The organism is Microbulbifer discodermiae (assembly GCF_040742695.1).
Lineage (GTDB): Bacteria > Pseudomonadota > Gammaproteobacteria > Pseudomonadales > Cellvibrionaceae > Microbulbifer.
The window spans coordinates 80,912-100,626 of sequence record NZ_JBFLAB010000008.1 but is presented as its reverse complement, the minus strand read 5'-3'; the positions used below and the strand labels follow the sequence as shown (position 1 = coordinate 100,626).

14 protein-coding genes and 4 tRNA genes are annotated in these 19,715 nt (G+C 60.8%); 15 read left to right on the top strand and 3 right to left on the bottom strand.

The window, feature by feature from the left end:
• Positions 1–278: 278 nt before the first annotated feature.
• Together AB1S50_RS05060 and AB1S50_RS05055 are read left to right on the top strand one after the other, a co-directional pair.
• The gene (locus AB1S50_RS05060) at positions 279–3,071 is read left to right on the top strand and encodes a TonB-dependent receptor (RefSeq protein WP_367149379.1); all 2,793 of its coding nucleotides are present in this window, start codon (positions 279–281) and stop codon (positions 3,069–3,071) included.
• A 161-nt stretch (positions 3,072–3,232) separates the two neighbouring features.
• Entirely contained in the window at positions 3,233–4,723 is a 1,491-nt protein-coding gene (locus tag AB1S50_RS05055; RefSeq protein ID WP_367149378.1) for a tryptophan halogenase family protein, read from the top strand.
• A gap of 280 nt (positions 4,724–5,003) precedes the next feature.
• Here AB1S50_RS05055 and AB1S50_RS05050 read toward each other — a convergent pair whose 3' ends face one another.
• On the bottom strand, positions 5,004–5,822 hold the full coding sequence (locus AB1S50_RS05050; protein WP_367149377.1) for a DUF3014 domain-containing protein: 819 nt from the start codon (positions 5,820–5,822) through the stop codon (positions 5,004–5,006).
• A 296-nt stretch (positions 5,823–6,118) separates the two neighbouring features.
• On the opposite strand from AB1S50_RS05050, the gene AB1S50_RS05045 reads away from it, so the two are divergent.
• Entirely contained in the window at positions 6,119–7,762 is a 1,644-nt protein-coding gene (locus tag AB1S50_RS05045) for an alpha-amylase family glycosyl hydrolase (protein WP_367149376.1), read from the top strand.
• A gap of 299 nt (positions 7,763–8,061) precedes the next feature.
• Here AB1S50_RS05045 and AB1S50_RS05040 read toward each other — a convergent pair whose 3' ends face one another.
• The gene (locus tag AB1S50_RS05040) at positions 8,062–9,393 is read right to left on the bottom strand and encodes an MFS transporter (RefSeq protein WP_367149374.1); all 1,332 of its coding nucleotides are present in this window, start codon (positions 9,391–9,393) and stop codon (positions 8,062–8,064) included.
• A gap of 127 nt (positions 9,394–9,520) precedes the next feature.
• Positions 9,521–10,444, bottom strand: a complete 924-nt coding sequence (locus AB1S50_RS05035) for a hypothetical protein (RefSeq protein ID WP_367149373.1) — start codon at positions 10,442–10,444, stop codon at positions 9,521–9,523.
• A 149-nt stretch (positions 10,445–10,593) separates the two neighbouring features.
• Between AB1S50_RS05035 and AB1S50_RS05030 the strand changes: the two genes are divergently transcribed.
• From AB1S50_RS05030 to tuf, 12 genes are all read left to right on the top strand, one after another.
• Positions 10,594–12,048, top strand: coding sequence for an alpha/beta hydrolase (locus AB1S50_RS05030; protein WP_367149372.1), 1,455 nt, complete (start codon positions 10,594–10,596; stop codon positions 12,046–12,048).
• A complete protein-coding gene (locus tag AB1S50_RS05025) occupies positions 12,035–12,787 on the top strand; it encodes an ABC transporter ATP-binding protein (protein ID WP_367149371.1) in 753 nt (250 codons plus the stop codon). The genes AB1S50_RS05030 and AB1S50_RS05025 overlap by 14 nt, the downstream gene beginning before the upstream one ends.
• Positions 12,784–13,977, top strand: a complete 1,194-nt coding sequence (locus tag AB1S50_RS05020; RefSeq protein WP_367149370.1) for an ABC transporter permease — start codon at positions 12,784–12,786, stop codon at positions 13,975–13,977. Before AB1S50_RS05025 ends, AB1S50_RS05020 begins: the two co-directional genes overlap by 4 nt.
• Before the next feature lie 25 nt (positions 13,978–14,002).
• A complete protein-coding gene (alr, locus tag AB1S50_RS05015) occupies positions 14,003–15,115 on the top strand; it encodes an alanine racemase (RefSeq protein WP_367149369.1) in 1,113 nt (370 codons plus the stop codon).
• A gap of 2 nt (positions 15,116–15,117) precedes the next feature.
• Positions 15,118–16,113, top strand: a complete 996-nt coding sequence (gene birA / locus AB1S50_RS05010) for a bifunctional biotin--[acetyl-CoA-carboxylase] ligase/biotin operon repressor BirA (RefSeq protein WP_367149368.1) — start codon at positions 15,118–15,120, stop codon at positions 16,111–16,113.
• A complete protein-coding gene (locus tag AB1S50_RS05005) occupies positions 16,110–16,850 on the top strand; it encodes a type III pantothenate kinase (protein WP_367149367.1) in 741 nt (246 codons plus the stop codon). The genes birA and AB1S50_RS05005 overlap by 4 nt, the downstream gene beginning before the upstream one ends.
• A gap of 22 nt (positions 16,851–16,872) precedes the next feature.
• Positions 16,873–17,592, top strand: a complete 720-nt coding sequence (locus tag AB1S50_RS05000) for an SPOR domain-containing protein (protein WP_367149366.1) — start codon at positions 16,873–16,875, stop codon at positions 17,590–17,592.
• 105 nt (positions 17,593–17,697) lie between these two features.
• Positions 17,698–17,773: transfer RNA gene (locus AB1S50_RS04995), tRNA-Thr, on the top strand.
• A gap of 110 nt (positions 17,774–17,883) precedes the next feature.
• A tRNA-Tyr gene (locus AB1S50_RS04990) sits at positions 17,884–17,967 on the top strand.
• A gap of 81 nt (positions 17,968–18,048) precedes the next feature.
• Positions 18,049–18,122: transfer RNA gene (locus AB1S50_RS04985), tRNA-Gly, on the top strand.
• A gap of 111 nt (positions 18,123–18,233) precedes the next feature.
• Positions 18,234–18,308: transfer RNA gene (locus AB1S50_RS04980), tRNA-Thr, on the top strand.
• Between the two features lie 127 nt (positions 18,309–18,435).
• Positions 18,436–19,629, top strand: coding sequence for an elongation factor Tu (gene tuf, locus AB1S50_RS04975; RefSeq protein WP_367149365.1), 1,194 nt, complete (start codon positions 18,436–18,438; stop codon positions 19,627–19,629).
• Positions 19,630–19,715: the final 86 nt, after the last annotated feature.

Sequence of the window (19,715 nt, the reverse complement as noted above, 5' to 3'; positions counted from 1 at the left end):
ATCAGAGGCTTCCTAGCCCTTGGAAGCAAGCGATTCCGCGTAATCGTGCAGGTTTTCAGGGGCGACAATCCAATCGATGAGGAATCGTCCATTGGATTGCCTGGTTAACAGCGGGAGAAGAAAGCGCCCGAAACCATAATCCGGTGCGGCATAGGAAGTACTCCCCAACGGGGCTTCAAATTTTCCCGCCTACTCCCCCCTCGGGGGAGGATGGCAAGGACGATGGGCAGACCTAGGATGCAGGGTCTCACTATAACGATAAGTCCAGGGAGAAGATGATGAGTCTATCCAACCGTGCAAAGGGGCCCTTTCGGCCGGCTTTGCTGTCCGCTGCAATTGCGGCGTCTATGACCGCCTCTGTCGGCGTCGATGCGCAGGAGCGGGAGGAAACCGGACCTCTTGAAGAAGTCATAGTGACCGGTTTTCGCAAGAGTGTGGTGGACGCCATCGGCACCAAGCGCGATGCCCAGGCCGTTGTCGAGGCCATCTCCGCAGAGGACATCGGCAAGCTGCCGGATTCCTCCATCGCCGAAGCCATTTCCCGCCTGCCCGGCCTGGCGGCCCAGCGCCTGGATGGCCGTGCCAGCCGCGTAACTATCCGCGGTTTTGGCGAGAACGAGAGCGCCACCACCTTTAACGGGCGCGAGCAGGTGTCCATTGGCGACAACCGCGGTGTTGAGTTCGATCTCTACCCGTCCGAAATCATGAGTGGCGTAACCGTCTATAAAACGCCCCAGGCCAGTATCGAGGCCGAGGGTATCGCCGGGGTGATCGACCTGCAGACGGTAAAGCCGCTGGAACGCAACGACCGTGTGGTTCAGTTCAATGGTCAGTACGAGATGACCAGCTTCGACAAGCTGAACCCGGATGGCGAGGATAGTGGGCACCGCGCCACCTTTTCCTATATCGACCAGTTCGCCGACGACAGGTTCGGCGTGGCCTTCGCCTATAACACCATGAGTTCTCCCAACCAGGAAGAGCGCTGGAATGCCTGGGGTTACCCGGAATTTACCCACCAGGGGCAGACTTTTTCCATCCTCGGCGGTGCCAAACCCTTTGTGCGCTCCTCGGTACTGGAGCGCGACAGCGCAATGCTGGTGCTGGAGGCTCAGGCGACCGAAAAACTGCACACCACTTTTGATGCTCTGTATGTGGATTTTTCCGATGAGAAAATCCTGCGCGGTATCGAGGTGCCATTCGCCTGGGGGCAGGGTTCCATCAGTGCGGATTCGGCCGTGGTAGATCCCGACACTGGTTTTGTTTCCAGTGCGGTCACCGAAGGCCAGCGGGTGGTGGTGCGCAATGATATGGAAAATCGTGATGCCGAGCTGAGCGCCTTCGGTTTCAATGCCAAATACGATGTCAGCGACACTTTACAGCTGGAATTCGATGCCAGCCATTCTGCGGTGGAGCGCCAGATCTGGAGCCTCGAAAGCTACGCTGGCACCGGTCGCGGCGACAGCGAGGGTGTGGCCGATACCCTGGGCTACACCTTCAATTCCGGTAATGCCGGTGCCAAATTTAGCCACGGCCTGGATTACAGCGACTTCGACCTGATCAGGCTGGGGGGGCCGCTTAGTTGGGGGGCAAGCTCCGCACTGAACGACAGATATGGTCTTGAAGAGGGGGACAGCTACTTTAACTCGGCCCAGGACGGTTTCCTCAATGCCCCGGAAATCGACGACGAGCTGACCTCACTGAAACTGGCCGCTACGCAAATGGTGGACGCCGGTATCGTAACCGAAATCGAATACGGTGTTTCCTTCCGCGAGCGCGAAAAAGTCAAGCGCTCCCGGGGGTTCTATATGACCCTGAGGGACTTCCCGGATATGGTGGCCGTGCCGGAGCAGTACCGCCTGGGTAGTGTATCCCTGGACTTTATCGGTATGGGCGACATGATTGCCTACGACTCTGGCGCCCTGCTGGCGGACGGTTTCTATGAGCTGACCGATGAAGCACTGACCGGTATCCAGCACCTGACCAAGTCCTATAGTGTCAATGAGGAGGTCACCGCCGCCTTTGTCCAGGCGGGTTTCGACACTGAGCTTTTTGGCCTGCCGCTAACCGGTAATGCGGGCTTGCGCTATGTCTACACCGAGCAGAGCTCCCGGGGTTTTGCCGGTCAGGTTAACGGAGACGGATTGGTGGTCGCCGAGCCCATCCGGATCAGCCACGACTACAGCAATTTTCTGCCGAGTCTGAATCTGGCATTGGCGATCGACGACCAGCAGACGGTGCGCTTTGGCGTCGCCAAGACCATCTCCCGCGCACGCATGGATGAGATGAATGCGTCCCTGGAAGTTACCTACAACCAGCAGCCGGATGACAATGGCAACAACTGGAGCATCAATGGCGGCAATCCCACGCTCGAGCCGAAAGAAGCGGTGGGAGTGGATCTCACCTACGAAAATTATTTCAGTGAGGAAGGTTACTTTTCCGCGGCTATTTTCTGGAAGGATTTGAGCCAATGGCACTTCGACGACAACTACACCCTGGAGCTGGTGGGTGTCGCCAACCCGGCCACAGGACAAGTGCCGGGGAATTCCACGGCAACTGCCTCCGGTAAGGTGAATGCCGGCGGCGGGACCCTGACCGGTTATGAGCTGTCTCTGGCGCTGCCATTTAATCTCTTTAGCGAAAGCCTGGATGGTTTCGGCCTGCTCGCCAGCTATACGGGAATCGAGTCCGATATTCAGGATCAGAACGGCAATGATTTCCAGTTGCCCGGCCTGTCCGAGAGCATCCAGAATCTGACCACTTATTATGAAAATTATGGTTTTTCTGCCCGTGTGAGTTTGCGCAAACGCGATGACTTTAAAGGAGAAGTTTACGGCGTTGGATTCGACAGTCAGCAGGTGGATGTGGTGGGTGAGACCATCGTCGATGCCCAGATCGGTTACGATTTTGCCGAGTCCGGTATCGGTGGGCTGGAGGGGCTGTCGGTGTTCCTGCAGGGCCAGAACCTGACTGACGAGCCCTTCACCACCCTGAGCGACGGCAATGCGCAGCAGGTGCGCGACTTCCAGAGCTATGGCAAGACCTATCTGCTGGGTTTCAGTTACCAGCTGTAAAGCCAATGGCTGAAGTTTAACAGCCTGTTGTTCCGAACCGGGGGGTTTGGGTTACGGAAAGCCAGGGAAGGCTTTTCAACGGGCTGTTAAGTCGTTGCGCGCCCTTGTGATACTGTCATTGCAGGGGCTTTTTGATTTTTGCTTTTGCGGTGGAGGTTTCAGTGAGCGGTGCCAAGATCAAAAAAGTCGTGATTCTGGGTGGCGGAACCGCTGGCTGGATGATCGCCGCACTCTTGGCCAAGGTACTCGGCAAAGCAATTTCCATTACTCTGGTGGAATCGGACCGCATCGGCACTGTCGGTGTCGGCGAGGCTACTATTCCGCCGATCGTCAATTTCAATCAAGCCCTGGGGTTGGATGAACGGGAATTTCTCCGGGCCACCAAGGGCACCATCAAACTGGGTATCCAGTTCGAAAACTGGCTCCGTCAGGGCGAGAGCTATATGCACGCCTTTGGCAGTGTCGGCAAGAAGTTTCCCTTCTGCGATTTCCACCACTTCTGGTGCAGGCACCGGCACGCCGGCGGCACATCCAGTTACTGGGACTATTCGCTCAATTACCAGGCCGCAGTTCACAACAGGTTTGCACCACTGGCGCAGATCAAAGGCACCAACCTGCCCGGTATCTCTTACGCCTATCATTTTGACGCCGGGCTCTATGCACAGTTTCTGCGCCGCTTCGCCGAGGACAAAGGCGTCCACAGAATCGAGGGTACCGTCAGCGGTGTGCAGCTGTGCCCCCGGGATGGCTTTGTGGAAAGCCTGTCCCTTGGGGGCGGGCAGCGGATTGCCGCCGGGCTGTTTGTGGACTGCACCGGTCTGGCCGCGCTGCTGATTGAAAAAACGCTGGGGATCGATCTGGAAAGCTGGTCGCAGTGGTTGCCATGCGACAGGGCCATGGCGGTACCCAGTGCCGGCAGCCGCCCCCTGATTCCCTATACCCGCTCCATAGCACGGGCCGCCGGTTGGCAGTGGCGCATTCCCCTGCAGCATCGCAGCGGCAACGGTATCGTCTACTCCAGCGATCACTGGAGCGACGCTCAGGCCAGGGAGGCGCTGATGGACAGTCTGGATGGCGAGGCGCTGGCGGAGCCGCGCATCATACCGTTTCGCACCGGCCGCCGCCGCAATCAGTGGGACAGAAATGTGGTGAGCATCGGGCTGTCGAGCGGCTTTCTGGAACCGCTGGAGTCCACCAGTATCCATCTGATCCAGTCCGCTGCCACACGTCTGATCAAATCCTTTCCCCATCGTGGGATCAGGCCCGCGGAGGTGGCTGAGTTCAACCGCCAGTCAAAGGTGGAGATGGAGCGCATCCGGGATTTTATAATCCTGCACTACAAATTGAATCAGCGCCGGGACACAGATTTCTGGCGCCAGTGCGAGGCGATGGAAATTCCGTCCACATTAGCGGATAAAATCGAACTCTTCCGGCACACGGGCAAGGTGTTCCGGGATTACGACGATCTGTTCACGGAGGAGGCCTGGCAGCAGGTGATGCTCGGGCAGGGTATAGTCCCTGAGGACTATCACCCCATCGCCGATACCCTGTCCGAGCGGCAGTTGGATGAGTTGATGGCCAGCCTGAAAACCCTGATCGACGGAACCGTAAAAAGTCTGCCAGCCCACGAGGAATATCTGCCTTTTTGTTAACCCGGCACCTTACTTAGGGCCTGTTGACACTAACTGAGTTGGCCCTGTTGTGGCAGAAAAGGTGCCAATCGAGGCAAGAGGAGAGCGATTTGGTTGTTCCAAATGAGCGACGAGCAACGAAGAGTGGCGCCTTTTCTGGCACAACCCGAAGGGCTGCCCCTGGTTTCGCGCCCTGCGGCGATAGAAATTGCTTATGTGGACCCACCACGCAGCGCAATTCCTGCCTTGCAGGCCACAAAACCAGTGGCAGCAGGACTATCTCAGTTAGTGTCAACAGGGCCTAGTTTTCCATTCGCAACTGTTCAAGGTCGGCTTTCAACGCCCGCAGTTTTTCCTTTACCCGCGCCGCATTGTCCGGGCCCATGCGGATCAGGAGTTTGTGTACGCCCGGGAGTTTTTCAATTTTGGGATCGGCAAACTTGTAGTAGACCGACGGGCGCACCAATTGCACGGGTTGATCCACTTCCGGTGCTGCCAGTACCCGATCGATCGCCTTGAGCACCACATCGTGGAAGCGCTTATCGCGGATACCGAGTTCCCTATAGGCTTCCGCCAGTCGCGGGTACCAGAAACGGTAGAGCGCCACAGCGGCGTCGTTGTCCATCATCGCCAGCAATCTTACCGGTGCGTCGTAGCGCCGGTAATTCCCCTCCGACAGTGTCATCCCGGTGGGACCCTCCTCAGTCACCAGCAGTGTGCCGCGGGGGCTGTTGTAGGGGCGGTTCTTGGCCATCATTTCGCCGCTGGAGGCCGCGTTGACGGCGGCCACCCACTTGCGGATTACCTCGTCGGTCACCAGCCAGCGCCCGAGCGCACCATCGGGTGCCAGGCTGAGCAGGTCGTTGCGCACAATGGCATCGCTGTCGTTGAGTGCTGGCAATTGTCGCTGCGGTTGGGTTTCCGGCGCCGGTTCCGGCACCGGTGTCTGCTCCGGTTCCGGGATGGGGGTCACCTCGGCTTCAGGCTCGGGCTCTACCACCGGTGGTGGAGCAGGCTCAGGTTGGGGGCCGGTGCTGACGAGAAAGTAGGCCCCTACCGCCAGGGCGGCAAGGACGATTAGGCCGGCGATCCAGACGCGGCCGGACTGATGCTCTGACATTCCCTCACCTCCTCAAGCTTATTGGGTATCCGGTTTGCGGCCGGGAGCGGGCGCCAGGTTGTCACCAGGCGCCCCTTGAGCCTTTGACCGTGACTGGCGGGCGCGGTTTCACTGGTGGCTATCCGGCAGGTGATAAAAACCTTGTCCGGCCGTCAGGTTGATAAGCTATCCGCATACCAGTGCCGGCGCAAGCGTGCGCCATCTACGCCCCCTGCGGGAGGATGCGGCTGCTCCGGGAGCGATTAGAGTGGGTTGCCCGGTTGACCATAGCCGGCGCCGAGTCCGGAGACATAACTATGAAACGAATCGCCCCGATCCTTGCCGCCTTTGTGCTTGCCGCCGTCTCAAGCAGCACCGCTGCCGACCCCTTCTGGCATAACGCCACCATCTATTTTATGTTGCCGGACCGTTTCGCCAACGGGGACACCGACAATGACCTGTCCTATGGCCGGCAAGCGGATGCAGGGCCCCTGCGCGGCTTTATGGGGGGGGATCTGCAGGGGGTGATCGACAAACTTAACCAGGGCTACTTCAACCAATTGGGGGTGGATGCCATTTGGGTCTCGCCGCTGTACGAGCAGATTCACGGCGCGACTGACGAGGGCACCGGCCGCACCTACGCCTACCACGGTTACTGGCCAAAGGACTGGACCGCAGTCGACCGCAACTTTGGCAGTGAGGCACTACTGGAGGAATTTGTCCGCACGGCGCACCGACACGGTATTCGTGTGTTGCTGGATGTGATTATCAACCACACGGGGCCGGTGACCGGTCGCGACCCGCGGGCGCCGCTGTCCTGGGTGCGCACCGAGCCGGTGTGCAACTGGTCCGGCTTTGCCGGCAACGTGCGCTGCACCCTGGTTGCCAACCTGCCGGATATCCGCACCGAAAGTGAAGCGCCGGTGGCACTGCCGCCGGCGCTGGTGGCCAAGTGGCAGCAAGAGGGGCGCCTGGAGCGGGAAAAAGCTGAGCTGGACGAATTTTTCGCCCGCACCGGATACCCCCGCGCGCCGAAATACTATCTCATTAAATGGGTCACCGACTGGGTGCGCGACTATGGTGTGGACGGTTTTCGCGTGGACACCGCCAAACATGTGGAGCCACAAGTCTGGCGGTTGCTGAAACGGGAGGCGAGCCGGGCGCTGGCTAAGTGGAAAGCGGACAACCCCGGGGAGAAACCCGATGACCGGGGTTTTTTTATGCTGGGGGAGGTCTATGGCTTTGGCGCCGACAGTTTTGGTGCGAGTGAGGGCCGCAATTACGATTTTGGCGATCGCCAGGTGGATTTTTTCGACTACGGCTTTGACAGTCTGATCAATTTCGATTTTGCCCGGCGCGTCAAGGGCGATACCGAGTCACTGCTCGCCAGCTACTCCGGGGATCTGCACGGCGGTGCCCTGGACGGGGTGGCCATACTCAATTATTTGGCTTCCCATGACGATATGCATTCGTTCGATCGCCGGCGTCAGCATGCCCGGGAGGCGGCGACCAAATTGATGCTGGCACCTGGAGCAGCACAAATCTACTACGGCGATGAACTGGCGCGACCCCTGCATATGACCGATGCCCAGGGCGATGCGCAGTTGCGCGGATTTATGAACTGGGACCAACTGGGCGAGCCGCAGACACAGGCCATCCTGTTGCACTGGCAAAAGCTGGGGCAGTTCCGTCAGGCCCATCCGGCTGTGGGTGCGGGGGTGCACAAAATGCTGTCGGAACAGCCCTATGTGTTTTCGCGCACACTGAACGGTGAACAGCCGGTGTTGGTGTCCCTGGGTCTGGCACCGGGCAGGAAGTCCATACCTGTGTATGGGGTCTTCGCCGATGGTGAGCTGGTGCGGGACTTCTACTCCGGCCAGCAGGTGCCGGTAGAGGGGGGCAAGGTCGAGCTGGAGTCACCCTATGAGCTGCTGCTGTTGGCAGCGGTGGACAGGCCCTAACAGTCTGAAGTTACCAACAGAAAACCGGGGCGAGTTTGTGTATAAGTGTTGAATATCCCGCTGCGAGCCAGCGATTGCGATAGTCCGGCCGCTGAGTATAAAAAAGCGCCAGCCTTTATCAGGTTGTTGAAAAAGCTTTCCCAGGCTTTCCTCTAACTCTCTTCGACAAATCAGGCAGTCACACGCTGGATTTGCGGCCCAAGAGTCCCTGTTAAGCTGCAAGCGGTATGGCCGTACCGATCGAGTTAGTGTCATCAGGCCCTCATTTATCCCTGGGATAACGGCGGTACCCGGCAGCGTCAATCGGCGGTAGTCGGTTGCGGCCCTTCGACGGTCACTTCCGCTTCCCCCTCTATGCGCAGGATCGCGGGGGTAAGGAAACCGGAGAGCCCCATCAGTATGCAGCCGGCGGCACCGGCGATGTACCAGGCCCGGACACCGACCAGCTCGGCGACGGGTGCGGCGAGCAGCAGACCCACCGGGGCAGTGATGCCGGCGAGGCTGCCCACCAGCGAGAAGATGCGGCCCTGAAAATCCGTGGCGACTGTCGCCTGAAGGATTGCGTGGATAGGGCCGTTGACCATGGCCGTGATGACGCCGATCGCGAACATCGCACCGGCGACGGCCAGCACACTGGGCGCCATTCCCACCCCGAGGGTCGCGATGCCCATGGCCATAAGGCCGCTCAGGGTCGTCAGGATGCGCCGCCTGAACCCGCCCCAGATTCCCAGCAGGATTCCACCGGCAAACGAGCCGATACCAAACACCGAGTTGGTCCAGGCGAGGTCGGTCGCTGTTCCTGTCAGCTCCTCACTCACAAGCAGTGGCAGTAGTGAGAAGGCCGGGATCAGCAGCATATTGACGCCCATAGCGATCAGAACTAAGCCCATGTGGCCCGGCCGCTCGCGCAGGTAGGTGAATCCTTCGTCCACGTCCCGCAAGGTCCCGCGGACCCCAGTGGACGACGGCTCTTCGCTGGATCGCTCCGGCTGAGGTACACGAATGAAGACCAGCGGTAGGATTGCGATTAGCGCGGTAGCGACATCCACCAACATGATACCGCTCATTGAGAGGGTAGCGACCAGGAGTCCGCCCAAGGGCGCGGCGATGACGAGCATGCCGCCCAGCATCATCTGGTTAATGCCCTGGATGCGGGTCAGGTGCCGTTCGGGGACCATCAGTGTCGTGGACGCGAGCATCGCCGGTGCATGGAAGGTTGATCCGATCGCGCGCAGGAGGAGCGCGGCGAACACAGTTTCGACACTCGCCATGTCGAGCAGGAAGAGAGCCGCTAACCCCAGTGATGTGGCCGCCACCAGGGCGTCGGCGGCGAGCATTACCCGTTTGCGGTTCCAGCGATCGACAAGGGCCCCTGCGAATGGGCCGACCAGGATCGGGGGCAGGAGGCCGAACAGCGACGCCGTAGCGAGCACGGTGGCGGAGCCGGTCTGGATGGTCAGCCACCAGATGATTGCGAACTGGACTGCCTGACTGCCGACCAGTGACAGCGCCTGTCCTGTCCAAAGGATCAGGAAAGGCCTCATCGGCGGATCATCGGCGCAGCTGGATTCTGCCACTGTCGCGGCGTCCGGTGTCTGTGTCCCGAGGTCGGGACTCCTGGCGCCGCTCATCGCTGTCTCCATCCTTCAATGACTACCGCAGGGTTTGACTTTTCTTTGTTGTGTAATTGGCGGGTAGTGATTGCATCCTGGTCCGATGCGCCGCAACCCCGGGCTGAAAAAGCCGCGCAGGGCTTTTTCAGCAACCTGCCAGATTTTCCGGCAGCAGATCGAGGCTGGTCCCGTCAAAGCCAAAATTTTCCAGCGGCACCAGTTGGGCGGAAATCTCAAACTGGCGCTGGGCCTTTTGATCGCACCAATCCATGATCTCCAGTTGGTCACCTTCCACACCGTGGAGCAGGGATTCCCAGTTGGACCTGGCTGTTTCGATAAGGCTCTGATAGTGGAGATCCTGGCCGAGCTTGAGAAAACGGAATTCCCCATCGGCGCTCTCCATCCTCAGCCATCCTGCGCCGCGTTCTCTATTTTGTTCGCCGATAAGCAGCGGACCCTCGGGGTCACTGTGCAGGGGGCACAGTGCGGAGTCAGCCGGCGGCGCTACGGGAGTGCCGACCCAGACCCATCCCGACAGGCCGATACGGCTGAGCTGCCACTCGCCCAGCGAGACAGTCTGTTGTTTGTCGATGCGAAACTCATCGCATTCCCTCTGCTCCGAACTGCCCTCGAAGCCGACCGCTGCGCCGGGATTTTTGCTGCGGAAACTGCGTAGCTGCCGGGTCATTGCGCTGTTCACTTTCCAGTGTTTCCGCAGCCTCCAGCGCATGGGGTAGTCGCCCCAGGCTACGATATAGTCCTCGCCCTCGGTCAGGGTTTGTACCAGGCGCCAGAGGGACCCGTCGATAAGAATACCGGTACCACTCTGCGCCGGGGCTTCCATTGCGTTGACGACATGTTCAGCACGACCCTCGATAACCTCGTACCAGGGAAAGCCGTGGCGCAGTGGTGGAGGGAATAGTAAAGGCGGGCGCCCGGACAGCAGTCGGCGAAAAAGCACTGACTTCTCGATTTCCCAGTCGGTCAGGACATAGCCTTCCCTCTGGGCGGTCTGTCCCCAGGCAAAGGCGGCACGGATCAACTGTTTTTCTCGGTCTGAAAAGCTCATGGACAGGGGACGGGTATTGTAAAGCGGGCACCTTACCACTGTGGGTGAGTGGGCGCTAATGTAATTGGCTGTAATAGAATGCGCGGCCAAAAGCGATGGTTGCTGGCTATACTGCCGGGCTTGGTATTTTGTTGAGGGGGAGTTCGGTTATGACCTGGATGCGGTGGCTTGGCACTGTTGTAGCCATGCTTTACGGAAGCCTGTCCCAGGTAGTCTGGTCCGAAGCGGTGGATAGCCGTGACTGCTACCTGGATGGCTGGAGGAGTGCGCTTAAGTGTTCGCGTCTCACCGTTGGTGAAGGGGTGACAAAAGTAGATCTCGCGGTGATGGTGGCGCCCGCGGTAAACGAAGTTGGCAGGGCGCCACTCTATTTGCTCGCCGGGGGGCCGGGCCAGGCGGCCAGCGACCTGGCGCCACTGCTGAATCTGTTTGACAGGATAAACCGGGAGCGCGCGATAGTGCTGGTGGATCGCCGCGGTGTAGGGCGCTCACAGCCGTTGGATTGTGGCTGGAAGCTGGACCCCCCCGACGATCTGGAAGTGTTTTCCGCACAGCTGGCGGACTGCTATCTGCAACAGAAAGATTTCGCCAACTCCCTGAGTAGCCGCCAGGAGGTCGATGACCTGGAGCGGGTGCGACAGTATCTGGGGCATACAAAGATTGCCCTGTGGGGCGTTTCCTGGGGTAGCCGCACAGCCCTGCTCTACCAGCAATGGTACCCGGAAAGCTTGAACAGCCTGGTTCTGGACGCGGTGGCGCCCATTGAGGTCAAGGTTTTTTTAGCCGCGACGGCGGCGGAACAAGCGTTGCGAAAACTGGAGCGGGACTGTTCCGGGGACCCGGCCTGTGCCCGGCTCGGGGACTGGCGGGCCGACCTCGATCAGCTGCTGCAAGACTGGGACAATGATACCCGCCGGTTTCCCGACCCTTATACCGGTGTGCTTACCGGGGAGCCGGTACCCCGTTGGATTTTGCTGAACATCATCCGCGGCGCTCTCTACCTGCCGGAAACCGCGGCGCAACTACCCTATGCCATCAAGCAGGCCGGCAGTGGCAATTATCGCCCCCTGGCGGCAATTGAAGGCGTTTTGCGCGGGAACAACATGTCGCTGGGCCTCACCTTTTCGGTGGCCTGCGCCGAGGAGCTGAGCCGGACCAGCGACGAGGAGGTTGCCAGTGACAGTGCGGATACGTTTCTCGGCACAGCCTATGTAGCCCTGTTTGAGCGGGGTTGCCGGGTATGGCCGGTGGCTGAAAGGCCCTACCCCCAACCGGAGTCCAGGAGCCATCCGGTTCTGCTGATTTCCGGCGAGGCGGACCCGATTACGCCACCCGTTTATGCGGATACACACCTGGATTACCTCACCGATAAGCAACACCTGGTCGTGGCGGGGGGCGGGCACTCCAATTCTGCCCGCGGTTGTATCCCCGAACTGATCGAGCGCTTCCTCAAGGCGCCTGAGACCTCGCTGGATCCGGGCTGCGTAGAGGAGATTCAAAGGCCCCCATTCATGGTCGACAAATTCGGCCCGGAGCTGGGGGCACAGCGCGGGGAGGCAGGGGGGCAAATGGAAATCGGAGGGCGCGGCAGTGATCCGGGTTGAATCAGTCAACAAACAGTTTGCGGGCAGGCGGGTGCTGCACAACCTCAGCTTTTCGGTGCCCGACGGCCGCATCACTGCGCTGCTGGGCGCCAATGGCGCGGGCAAGACGACCTGTCTGCGCATTATCTCCGGTCTGCTGAAGGCTGATGGGGGCGAGGTTTCAGTGGGCGGCCTGGATGTGGCCCGCCACCCCTTGGCCATTCGTCGACAGCTGGGCATCATCGGTGACCGGGAGGGTTTGTACGAGCGCCTCACTGTCGGCGAATATTTGTCCTTTTTTGCCAGTGCCCAGGAAGTGCCCGCTGCGGAGCTGGAGCAGGCGCTGGTGCGTATCCGCGCGGAACTGGAACTGAACGATCTCTGGGACCGGCGCATCAAGGGGTTTTCCCAGGGGGAACGTATGAAGGTCTCTCTGGCCCGGGCACTGGTACACAGGCCCAGCCATTTGATTCTCGATGAGCCCACCCGGGGCCTGGATGTGCTGGCCGCCCGCTTGCTGCGCAAAACGCTGTTGCGATTGCGCGCGGAGGGAACGGCCATACTGTTCTCAAGCCATATCATGGCGGAGGTGCTGGAGCTTTCCGATACAGTGCTGGTTATGGCCGGTGGCACCATCGTCGGCGATGGCACGCCGGATGCGCTTAACGAACAGTCCGGATGTGGCAACCTGGAGGACAGTTTTGTCGCGCTCGCCTATGGAGAGCGGGAGCTAATGGATAAACAGGGGGCACTGCCATGAGTGCGGTAAAGGATTTGTTCTCGCGGCAGATGCGCGCTTTAACGGGCAAAGAGTTTTTGGAAGTCTGGCGCGACCGGCGCGCTCTGATGATTGCCGCGGCTTTCACCCTGCTGTTTCCCGCGCTGATGGTCGGCGCCGGCTCCCTGTCCCTGAAGGTGTTGTCTGAAGACCATGCCAATGTCGCGGTTATCGGTGCTGAATATGCGCCGCTATTGGTGGAGCGGTTGCGGGGAGATGGCTTGCAACTGGAACTCCTGGATGAGGGCTCCCCGCCGGAACTGCTGCGGGAGCGGTATGACCTGGTGCTGCAGATAGAGGTGGCGTTCGAGGAGCGCTACCGGGACCTGTCGACGCCGCAGATTTATTTATACTTGGATGGCTCGGAGCAATCCGGTGGGCGGGGTGCGCAACTTCTGCAGGCGCGCCTGAATGGACTGGAGCGAATCGTTGCGCAACAGCGCCTCTCGGCGCAGGGCATTGCCCCCGGGCTTTTGGCTCCCTGGCAATTGCAGGTGCGCGATGTCAGTACACCCTCCAGCCGTGCGGTGGCGGTGCTCGGTACCTTGGTCCAGGTACTGCTGATTTCGGCGTTGCTGGTGTGCAGTGCGGCCCCGTCGATCGATACCTCCGCCGGGGAGCGCGAACGTATGAGCATCGAAATATTGCTGCAGCAGCCATTGCGAGGCTGGCAGATCATAGTGGCAAAAGTGCTGGCGGTGACCAGCATAGGCTGGCTAGGTGCGCTGATCTCGCTGGCGGTGTTAACCATCGCTTTCGCGCTACTGCCTCTGGCGGATATCGGCGTCCAGTTTTCCGCTGACGCCTGGTCGTCGCTGGTGATGGGGTTGTTGCTGCTGCCGCTTGCACTGTTGGTGGCGGTATTGCAGATACTGCTGGCACTGCGTTCGCGGTCCTTTAAGGATGCCCAGATCCAGCTGAATATTTTGCAGGGGCTACCGCTGATGCTGTTGGTGGTGTGGAACCTGTCCGGTATCGACCTGGAGGCCTCCGCCTGGCAGCTGATCCCGTTTCTCGGTCAGCAACTGTGGTTGAACCTGTTAATGGCGGGGGAGCCCGTATCTGTGCCTATGGCCCTGGCCGGCTCCCTGGTCACCCTTTCGGCTGTGGGGCTGTGTATATTAGTCGGCGCCCGGGCCTTGCGCCGGGAGAGCCTGCTGGGGGCCGCATAGCCGGTGAAGAGAGGTTGGTGAGGGCATGAACGATTCCCGCGAGGGGCTGCTGAGTATCGATTTGGAGTCCATCGCTGCTAATTATCAGGACCTGGCCGGGCGCCTGGCCGACGGCAGCCGCTGCGGCGCAGTGGTAAAGGCCAATGCCTACGGCCTGGGTATGGAGCATGTGGCGCCGGCTTTGTATCGACGCGGCTGTCGCGACTTTTTTGTCGCCACTCAGGCCGAGGGGGAGCAGCTGCGTGCCCTGCTGGGCAGTGATGTGTCCATCGCAGTTTTCACCGGGGTGCGGCCGGGCAATGAAGGCCGCTGTATCGGTTCGGGCCTGCTGCCGGTGTTGTTTACCCTGCCGCAGGTGCGGGCCTGGGTGGAGGCCTGCGGGCGGGCAGGGGTCGCGGCGCCCTCGGTGCTCAAAGTGGACACGGGGATGACCCGCCTCGGAATGACTGCGGAGGACTTCGATGTTCTGCTGCAGGACCTCCCTTTACTGAGGGCGGCAAATATTCGCCTGCTGATGAGTCACCTGGCTTGCGCGGACCAGTCTCAGCATCCGCTCAACCGCGTGCAACTGGAAAATTTTAGCCGCGCTGCAGAGCGATTGCGCGAGCGGTTGCCGCAGGTTCGCCTCAGCCTGACCAATTCATCGGGTATTTTTCTCGGCCCGGAATACCACTTCGATATCGCCCGCCCGGGCTCGGCCCTCTTCGGTATCAACCCCACGCCGGGGAGGGAAAACCCCATGCGCGCGGTGGTGGAACTGAGCCTGCCGGTGGTGCAGACGCGCTATGTGAGCCAGCGGCGCCAGGTGGGCTACGGCGCAACCCAGTCGGTGGATGCCGGTACCTGGCTGGCGGTGGCGCGGGGTGGCTATGCCGACGGTATACTGCGCTCTCAGGCGGGTCGCGGTTGCGGCTGGGCCTGTGGCCGGCGGCTGCCGATGGTGGGCAGGGTGTCGATGGACTCCGCCACCTACGATATTTCCGCGCTGGAGCCGGCGGACCGGGATGCTCTGCAGACGATTCAGGTGTTGAACACCGAACTCACGGTGGATGAGATCGCCGCCCATGCCGGAACCATTGGGTACGAAATTCTTACCGGCCTGGGCCACCGTTACCACCGCCGCTATTTGGGAAGCTGAAATTGTCCCGTAACAATCCATTGCAGACGTTGCGCCCGGTGCTGGAACTGCTGGCCGACGGAGAGGTGCATTCCGGGGAATCCCTGGGCTCCGCGTTGGGCGTGAGCCGTGCGGCAGTGTGGAAGCAGCTGCAGAAGCTGGAGCAGCAGGGAATAGTGCTGGAGTCTGTGAAGGGGCGTGGCTATCGCCTCCCCGGTGGGCTGGACCTGTTGTCGCCGGCGGCGATCGACTCCTATTTAAACCCGGGCGCGCGCGCCCTGTTGGGCGGCTTGCAGGTGGTTGACCAGGTGGATTCCACCAACGCCCGTATGCTGGAGCTGCTGGAGCGGCGTTGCGGACACGCGGTGGTGATGTTTGCGGAGCAGCAGACGGCTGGCCGCGGCCGCCGCGGTCGCCCCTGGGTGAGTCCCTTTGGTGGCGGAATCCACTTTTCTGTCGGCTGGCAGTTCAATGGTGGCGTTCAGCTGCTGGAGGGGCTGAGTCTGGCGGTGGGTGTGGCACTGACCAGGGCGATGGCCGAGTTTGATGTGCCGGACCTGCGCGTGAAATGGCCCAACGACATCTGGTGGCGGGGGCGCAAGCTGGCGGGAGTGCTGCTGGAACTCAGCGGGGACCTCTCGGACAGTTGCGCTGTGGCAATCGGCATAGGGCTCAATTTTTGCCTGTCGCCCCAGAGTGCGGCGGCTATCGACCAGCCCTGGGCGGAATTGGCGGGTATCAGGCCCGGCCTGGATCGCAATCGGGTTGCGGCGGCGGTGCTCAACCATCTTTTGCCCTTGCTGGAGCAGTATCCGGGGGAGGGGTTCGGCCCCTATCGGGACGCCTGGCTGCAACTGGACCAGTTTGCCGGCCGCCCCGTGATTCTGCGCTCGGCGCAGCGGGAATGGTGTGGTGTGGCCCGCGGGGTGGACGCGTCCGGGGCATTGTTGCTGGAGCTGGATGGCCGGCTGCAGCGCTTCCACGGCGGTGAATTGTCGCTGCGTGAGGCGTGTCCGTGATTCTCGAGTTTGACCTGGGAAACTCCTGCGGCAAGTGGCGCCAGCTCCGGGCTGGCGCGGTGATGGCGCGGGGCAGTCTGTCCTACGCCGATCTCCACCGCGGTCTGCTGCCGGGGGAAAGTGCGTTGGCGCGCCCGCGGCGGGTGCGCGCGGCCAATGTGGCCGGGGCTCAGGTCGCGGGGGTGCTGCAGCAGGTTATCGGGGACAAGTTCGGTCTGCCGGTGGAGTTTGCCCGTGTGGAGCCAGACTGTGCCGGTGTCACCTGCGCCTATCGGGATGTGGGCCGCTTGGGGGTGGATCGCTGGCTGGCGGTGCTGGCCGCCCACCAGCGCTATCCGGGTCCGGCGCTGGTGGCTGATTGTGGAAGTGCGTTGACCCTGGATCTGCTGGGGGCTGGCGGTCAGCACCTGGGCGGTTATATATTGCCGGGGCTTGAATTGATGCACCGGGCGCTGTTTCGGGATACCGACGCGGTCAAGGTCTCATTGGACCCCTCTCCGGGGATGTCGCTGAGTCCCGGGCGGGACACCGGAGAGGCGGTCAACCGCGGACTGCTGCTGATGGCACTGGGGGCTGTGGAGCGTTCACTGCGGCTGCTTGAGTCCCAGAGCGGTGGTGCGGGGCCGCGCCTGTGGCTGACGGGCGGTGATGCTGCGCTGATCTCGTCTTTTTGTGAGTGGCCTTACCAGATAGTGCCGGACCTGGTGCTCGATGGACTGGCGCTCACCAACCCATAACTCGGATTCACATATAAGCCCTATGCGCTGGATAGTTTTACTGCTGTTTCTCGTCAATGTTGGCCTCTTTGCCTGGTTTCAGACTCTGGGGCAGAGCGTCGACACTCCCGCCGTGCGGCCACCGCCAAAAGAGGCGCAGGGGGAGCGGATACAGCTGCTCAGCGAGGTGCCGGCGAACAGTCTTGCCGCTGTGGCTCCGCCGCCGCAGCAGGCGGAGCCGGAACTGGCGGAGGACCAGCTCTGCACCATACTGGGCCCGTTCGGAGAGGCGTATCAGGGCGAGGATATTGTGCAGCGGCTGGGGGCCCTGGAGGTGACGGCGCAACTGCGCAACATAGAAATGCAGGGGCAGATGCGCTACTGGGTCTACCTGGCGCCGATGGGCTCCCGGCGCGAGGCGCTGCACAAGCTGCGCCAGTTGCAGGCCGAGGGAATCGACAGCTATGTGATTCCCAAAGGCTCCCTCAGCAACGGCATCTCGTTTGGTATTTTTGCCGAGCGGGGTCGCGCCGCATCACTGGTTGACGACTTGCGTGGACGCGGTATCGATGTCCTTATGCGCGAGGAGCCCCAGACTTATGCGGAGCTCTGGCTGGTTATCCCGCCCGGGGGCAGCGGGCAGTTGGCGGAGGAGTTCTGGCAACAGCTGCAATTGGAGTATCCGCAGCTCAGTTTGCGTCAGAACCTCTGTGATGAAGTGCGCTCCGGCCACCGCGGGCCAGAGCAATCCGCCGGTGGTTGAGAAGGCAAATTTCCCGGCCGGGAACGGTTGCTTGTGGGGGGAACATCCCCTAGAATCCCGCCTCCACTTAGGGGCCGAAGCGGGTTCCATATAGTGAGGGAAAGGGCTGGCGTAGCTCAGTTGGTAGAGCAGCTGACTTGTAATCAGCCGGTCGGGGGTTCGACTCCTCTCGCCAGCTCCATTTTGCTTCCCGTGCTGCAAGTCGTCGGATTGTGCAGTTAAGTCTGTGAATTTGAAGGGAAAATTGTTGACAGCGCTCTGGCTGGTGTAGAGAATACACGCCGTTTTCGAGCAGGGGTTCCCGAGTGGCCAAAGGGATCAGACTGTAAATCTGACGCGAAAGCTTCGGTGGTTCGAATCCACCCCCCTGCACCAATTTGACACGCTGGACGGCCGCCGGGCCGGGCAGTGTTGCCAGCGGGAGATGGAAGGGCCTGTGTCTGGAGTCTCCCGTTCGCGGGCATAGTTCAACGGTAGAACCTCAGCCTTCCAAGCTGATGATGCGGGTTCGATTCCCGCTGCCCGCTCCAAGTCGTAATGCCGGAGTTTCGGGATGTGCCGTCGGTGATCGGCGGCGAGGTAGTGATCTCCGGGGTGCTGTCGCTGTGCTGCCCTCGGGTGGCAGATTGTGGCAGTTAAACGCTCATGTAGCTCAGGGGTAGAGCACACCCTTGGTAAGGGTGAGGTCGGCGGTTCAATTCCGCCCATGAGCTCCATTCTTATGACCGCGGGGGCAGAGGTCTCTGCGGTTATTTGTATCCGGGTTTTGGGTTTCGCTGCTCGGGTGCGCCTGTTCCGGAAGTAGGTGCGGGCTTTGTCTGTGTCTATATTAGGAGGCTAGCAATGGCAAAAGAAAAGTTTGAACGTTCCAAGCCCCACGTGAACGTGGGCACCATCGGTCACGTAGACCACGGCAAGACCACCCTCACCGCTGCCCTGACCCGCGTATGTTCGGAAGTCTGGGGCGGTGACGCCGTTGCCTTCGACGGCATCGACAATGCCCCGGAAGAGCGCGAGCGCGGTATCACCATCGCCACCTCCCACGTGGAGTACGAGTCCCCGGTCCGCCACTATGCCCACGTGGACTGCCCCGGACACGCCGACTACGTCAAGAACATGATCACCGGTGCCGCGCAGATGGACGGCGCTATCCTGGTATGTTCCGCTGCCGACGGCCCCATGCCGCAGACCCGCGAACACATCCTCCTGTCCCGTCAGGTAGGTGTACCTTACATCGTTGTGTTCCTGAACAAAGCGGACATGGTCGATGACGAAGAGCTGCTCGAGCTGGTGGAAATGGAAGTGCGCGAACTGCTCGACCAGTACGAATTCCCCGGTGACGACACCCCGATCATCATCGGTTCCGCGCTGATGGCGCTGGAAGGTAAAGACGATAACGAAATGGGTACCACTGCAGTCAAGAAGCTGGTGGAAACCCTGGACGAGTACATCCCTGAGCCGGAGCGCGCCGTAGACCAGCCGTTCCTGATGCCCATCGAAGACGTATTCTCTATCTCTGGCCGCGGTACCGTAGTGACCGGCCGTGTAGAGCGCGGTGTGATCAACACTGGCGATGAAGTTGAGATCGTCGGTATCAAGGAAACCACCACCACCACCTGTACCGGTGTGGAGATGTTCCGCAAGCTGCTGGACGAAGGTCGTGCGGGTGAGAACATCGGCGCCCTGCTGCGCGGCACCAAGCGCGACGAGGTAGAGCGTGGTCAGGTACTGGCCAAGCCGGGTTCCATCACTCCGCATACCAAGTTCGAAGCGGAAGTGTACATCCTGTCCAAGGACGAAGGCGGTCGTCACACTCCGTTCTTCAAGGGCTACCGCCCGCAGTTCTACTTCCGTACCACCGACGTGACCGGTGCGGTGGAGCTGCCGGAAGGTACCGAGATGGTGATGCCGGGTGACAATATCCAGATGAAAGTCACTCTGATCGCCCCCATCGCCATGGAAGACGGGCTGCGCTTCGCGATCCGCGAAGGTGGTCGTACCGTTGGCGCAGGTGTTGTTGCCAAGATTATCGAATGATCATTGGCTGTCTCAAAGTCGTTGAGATATGCGACTTTGCCAAGTGCGGGGTAGGGTGTTAAGATCCGCCCCCGCATTTTCGGGCG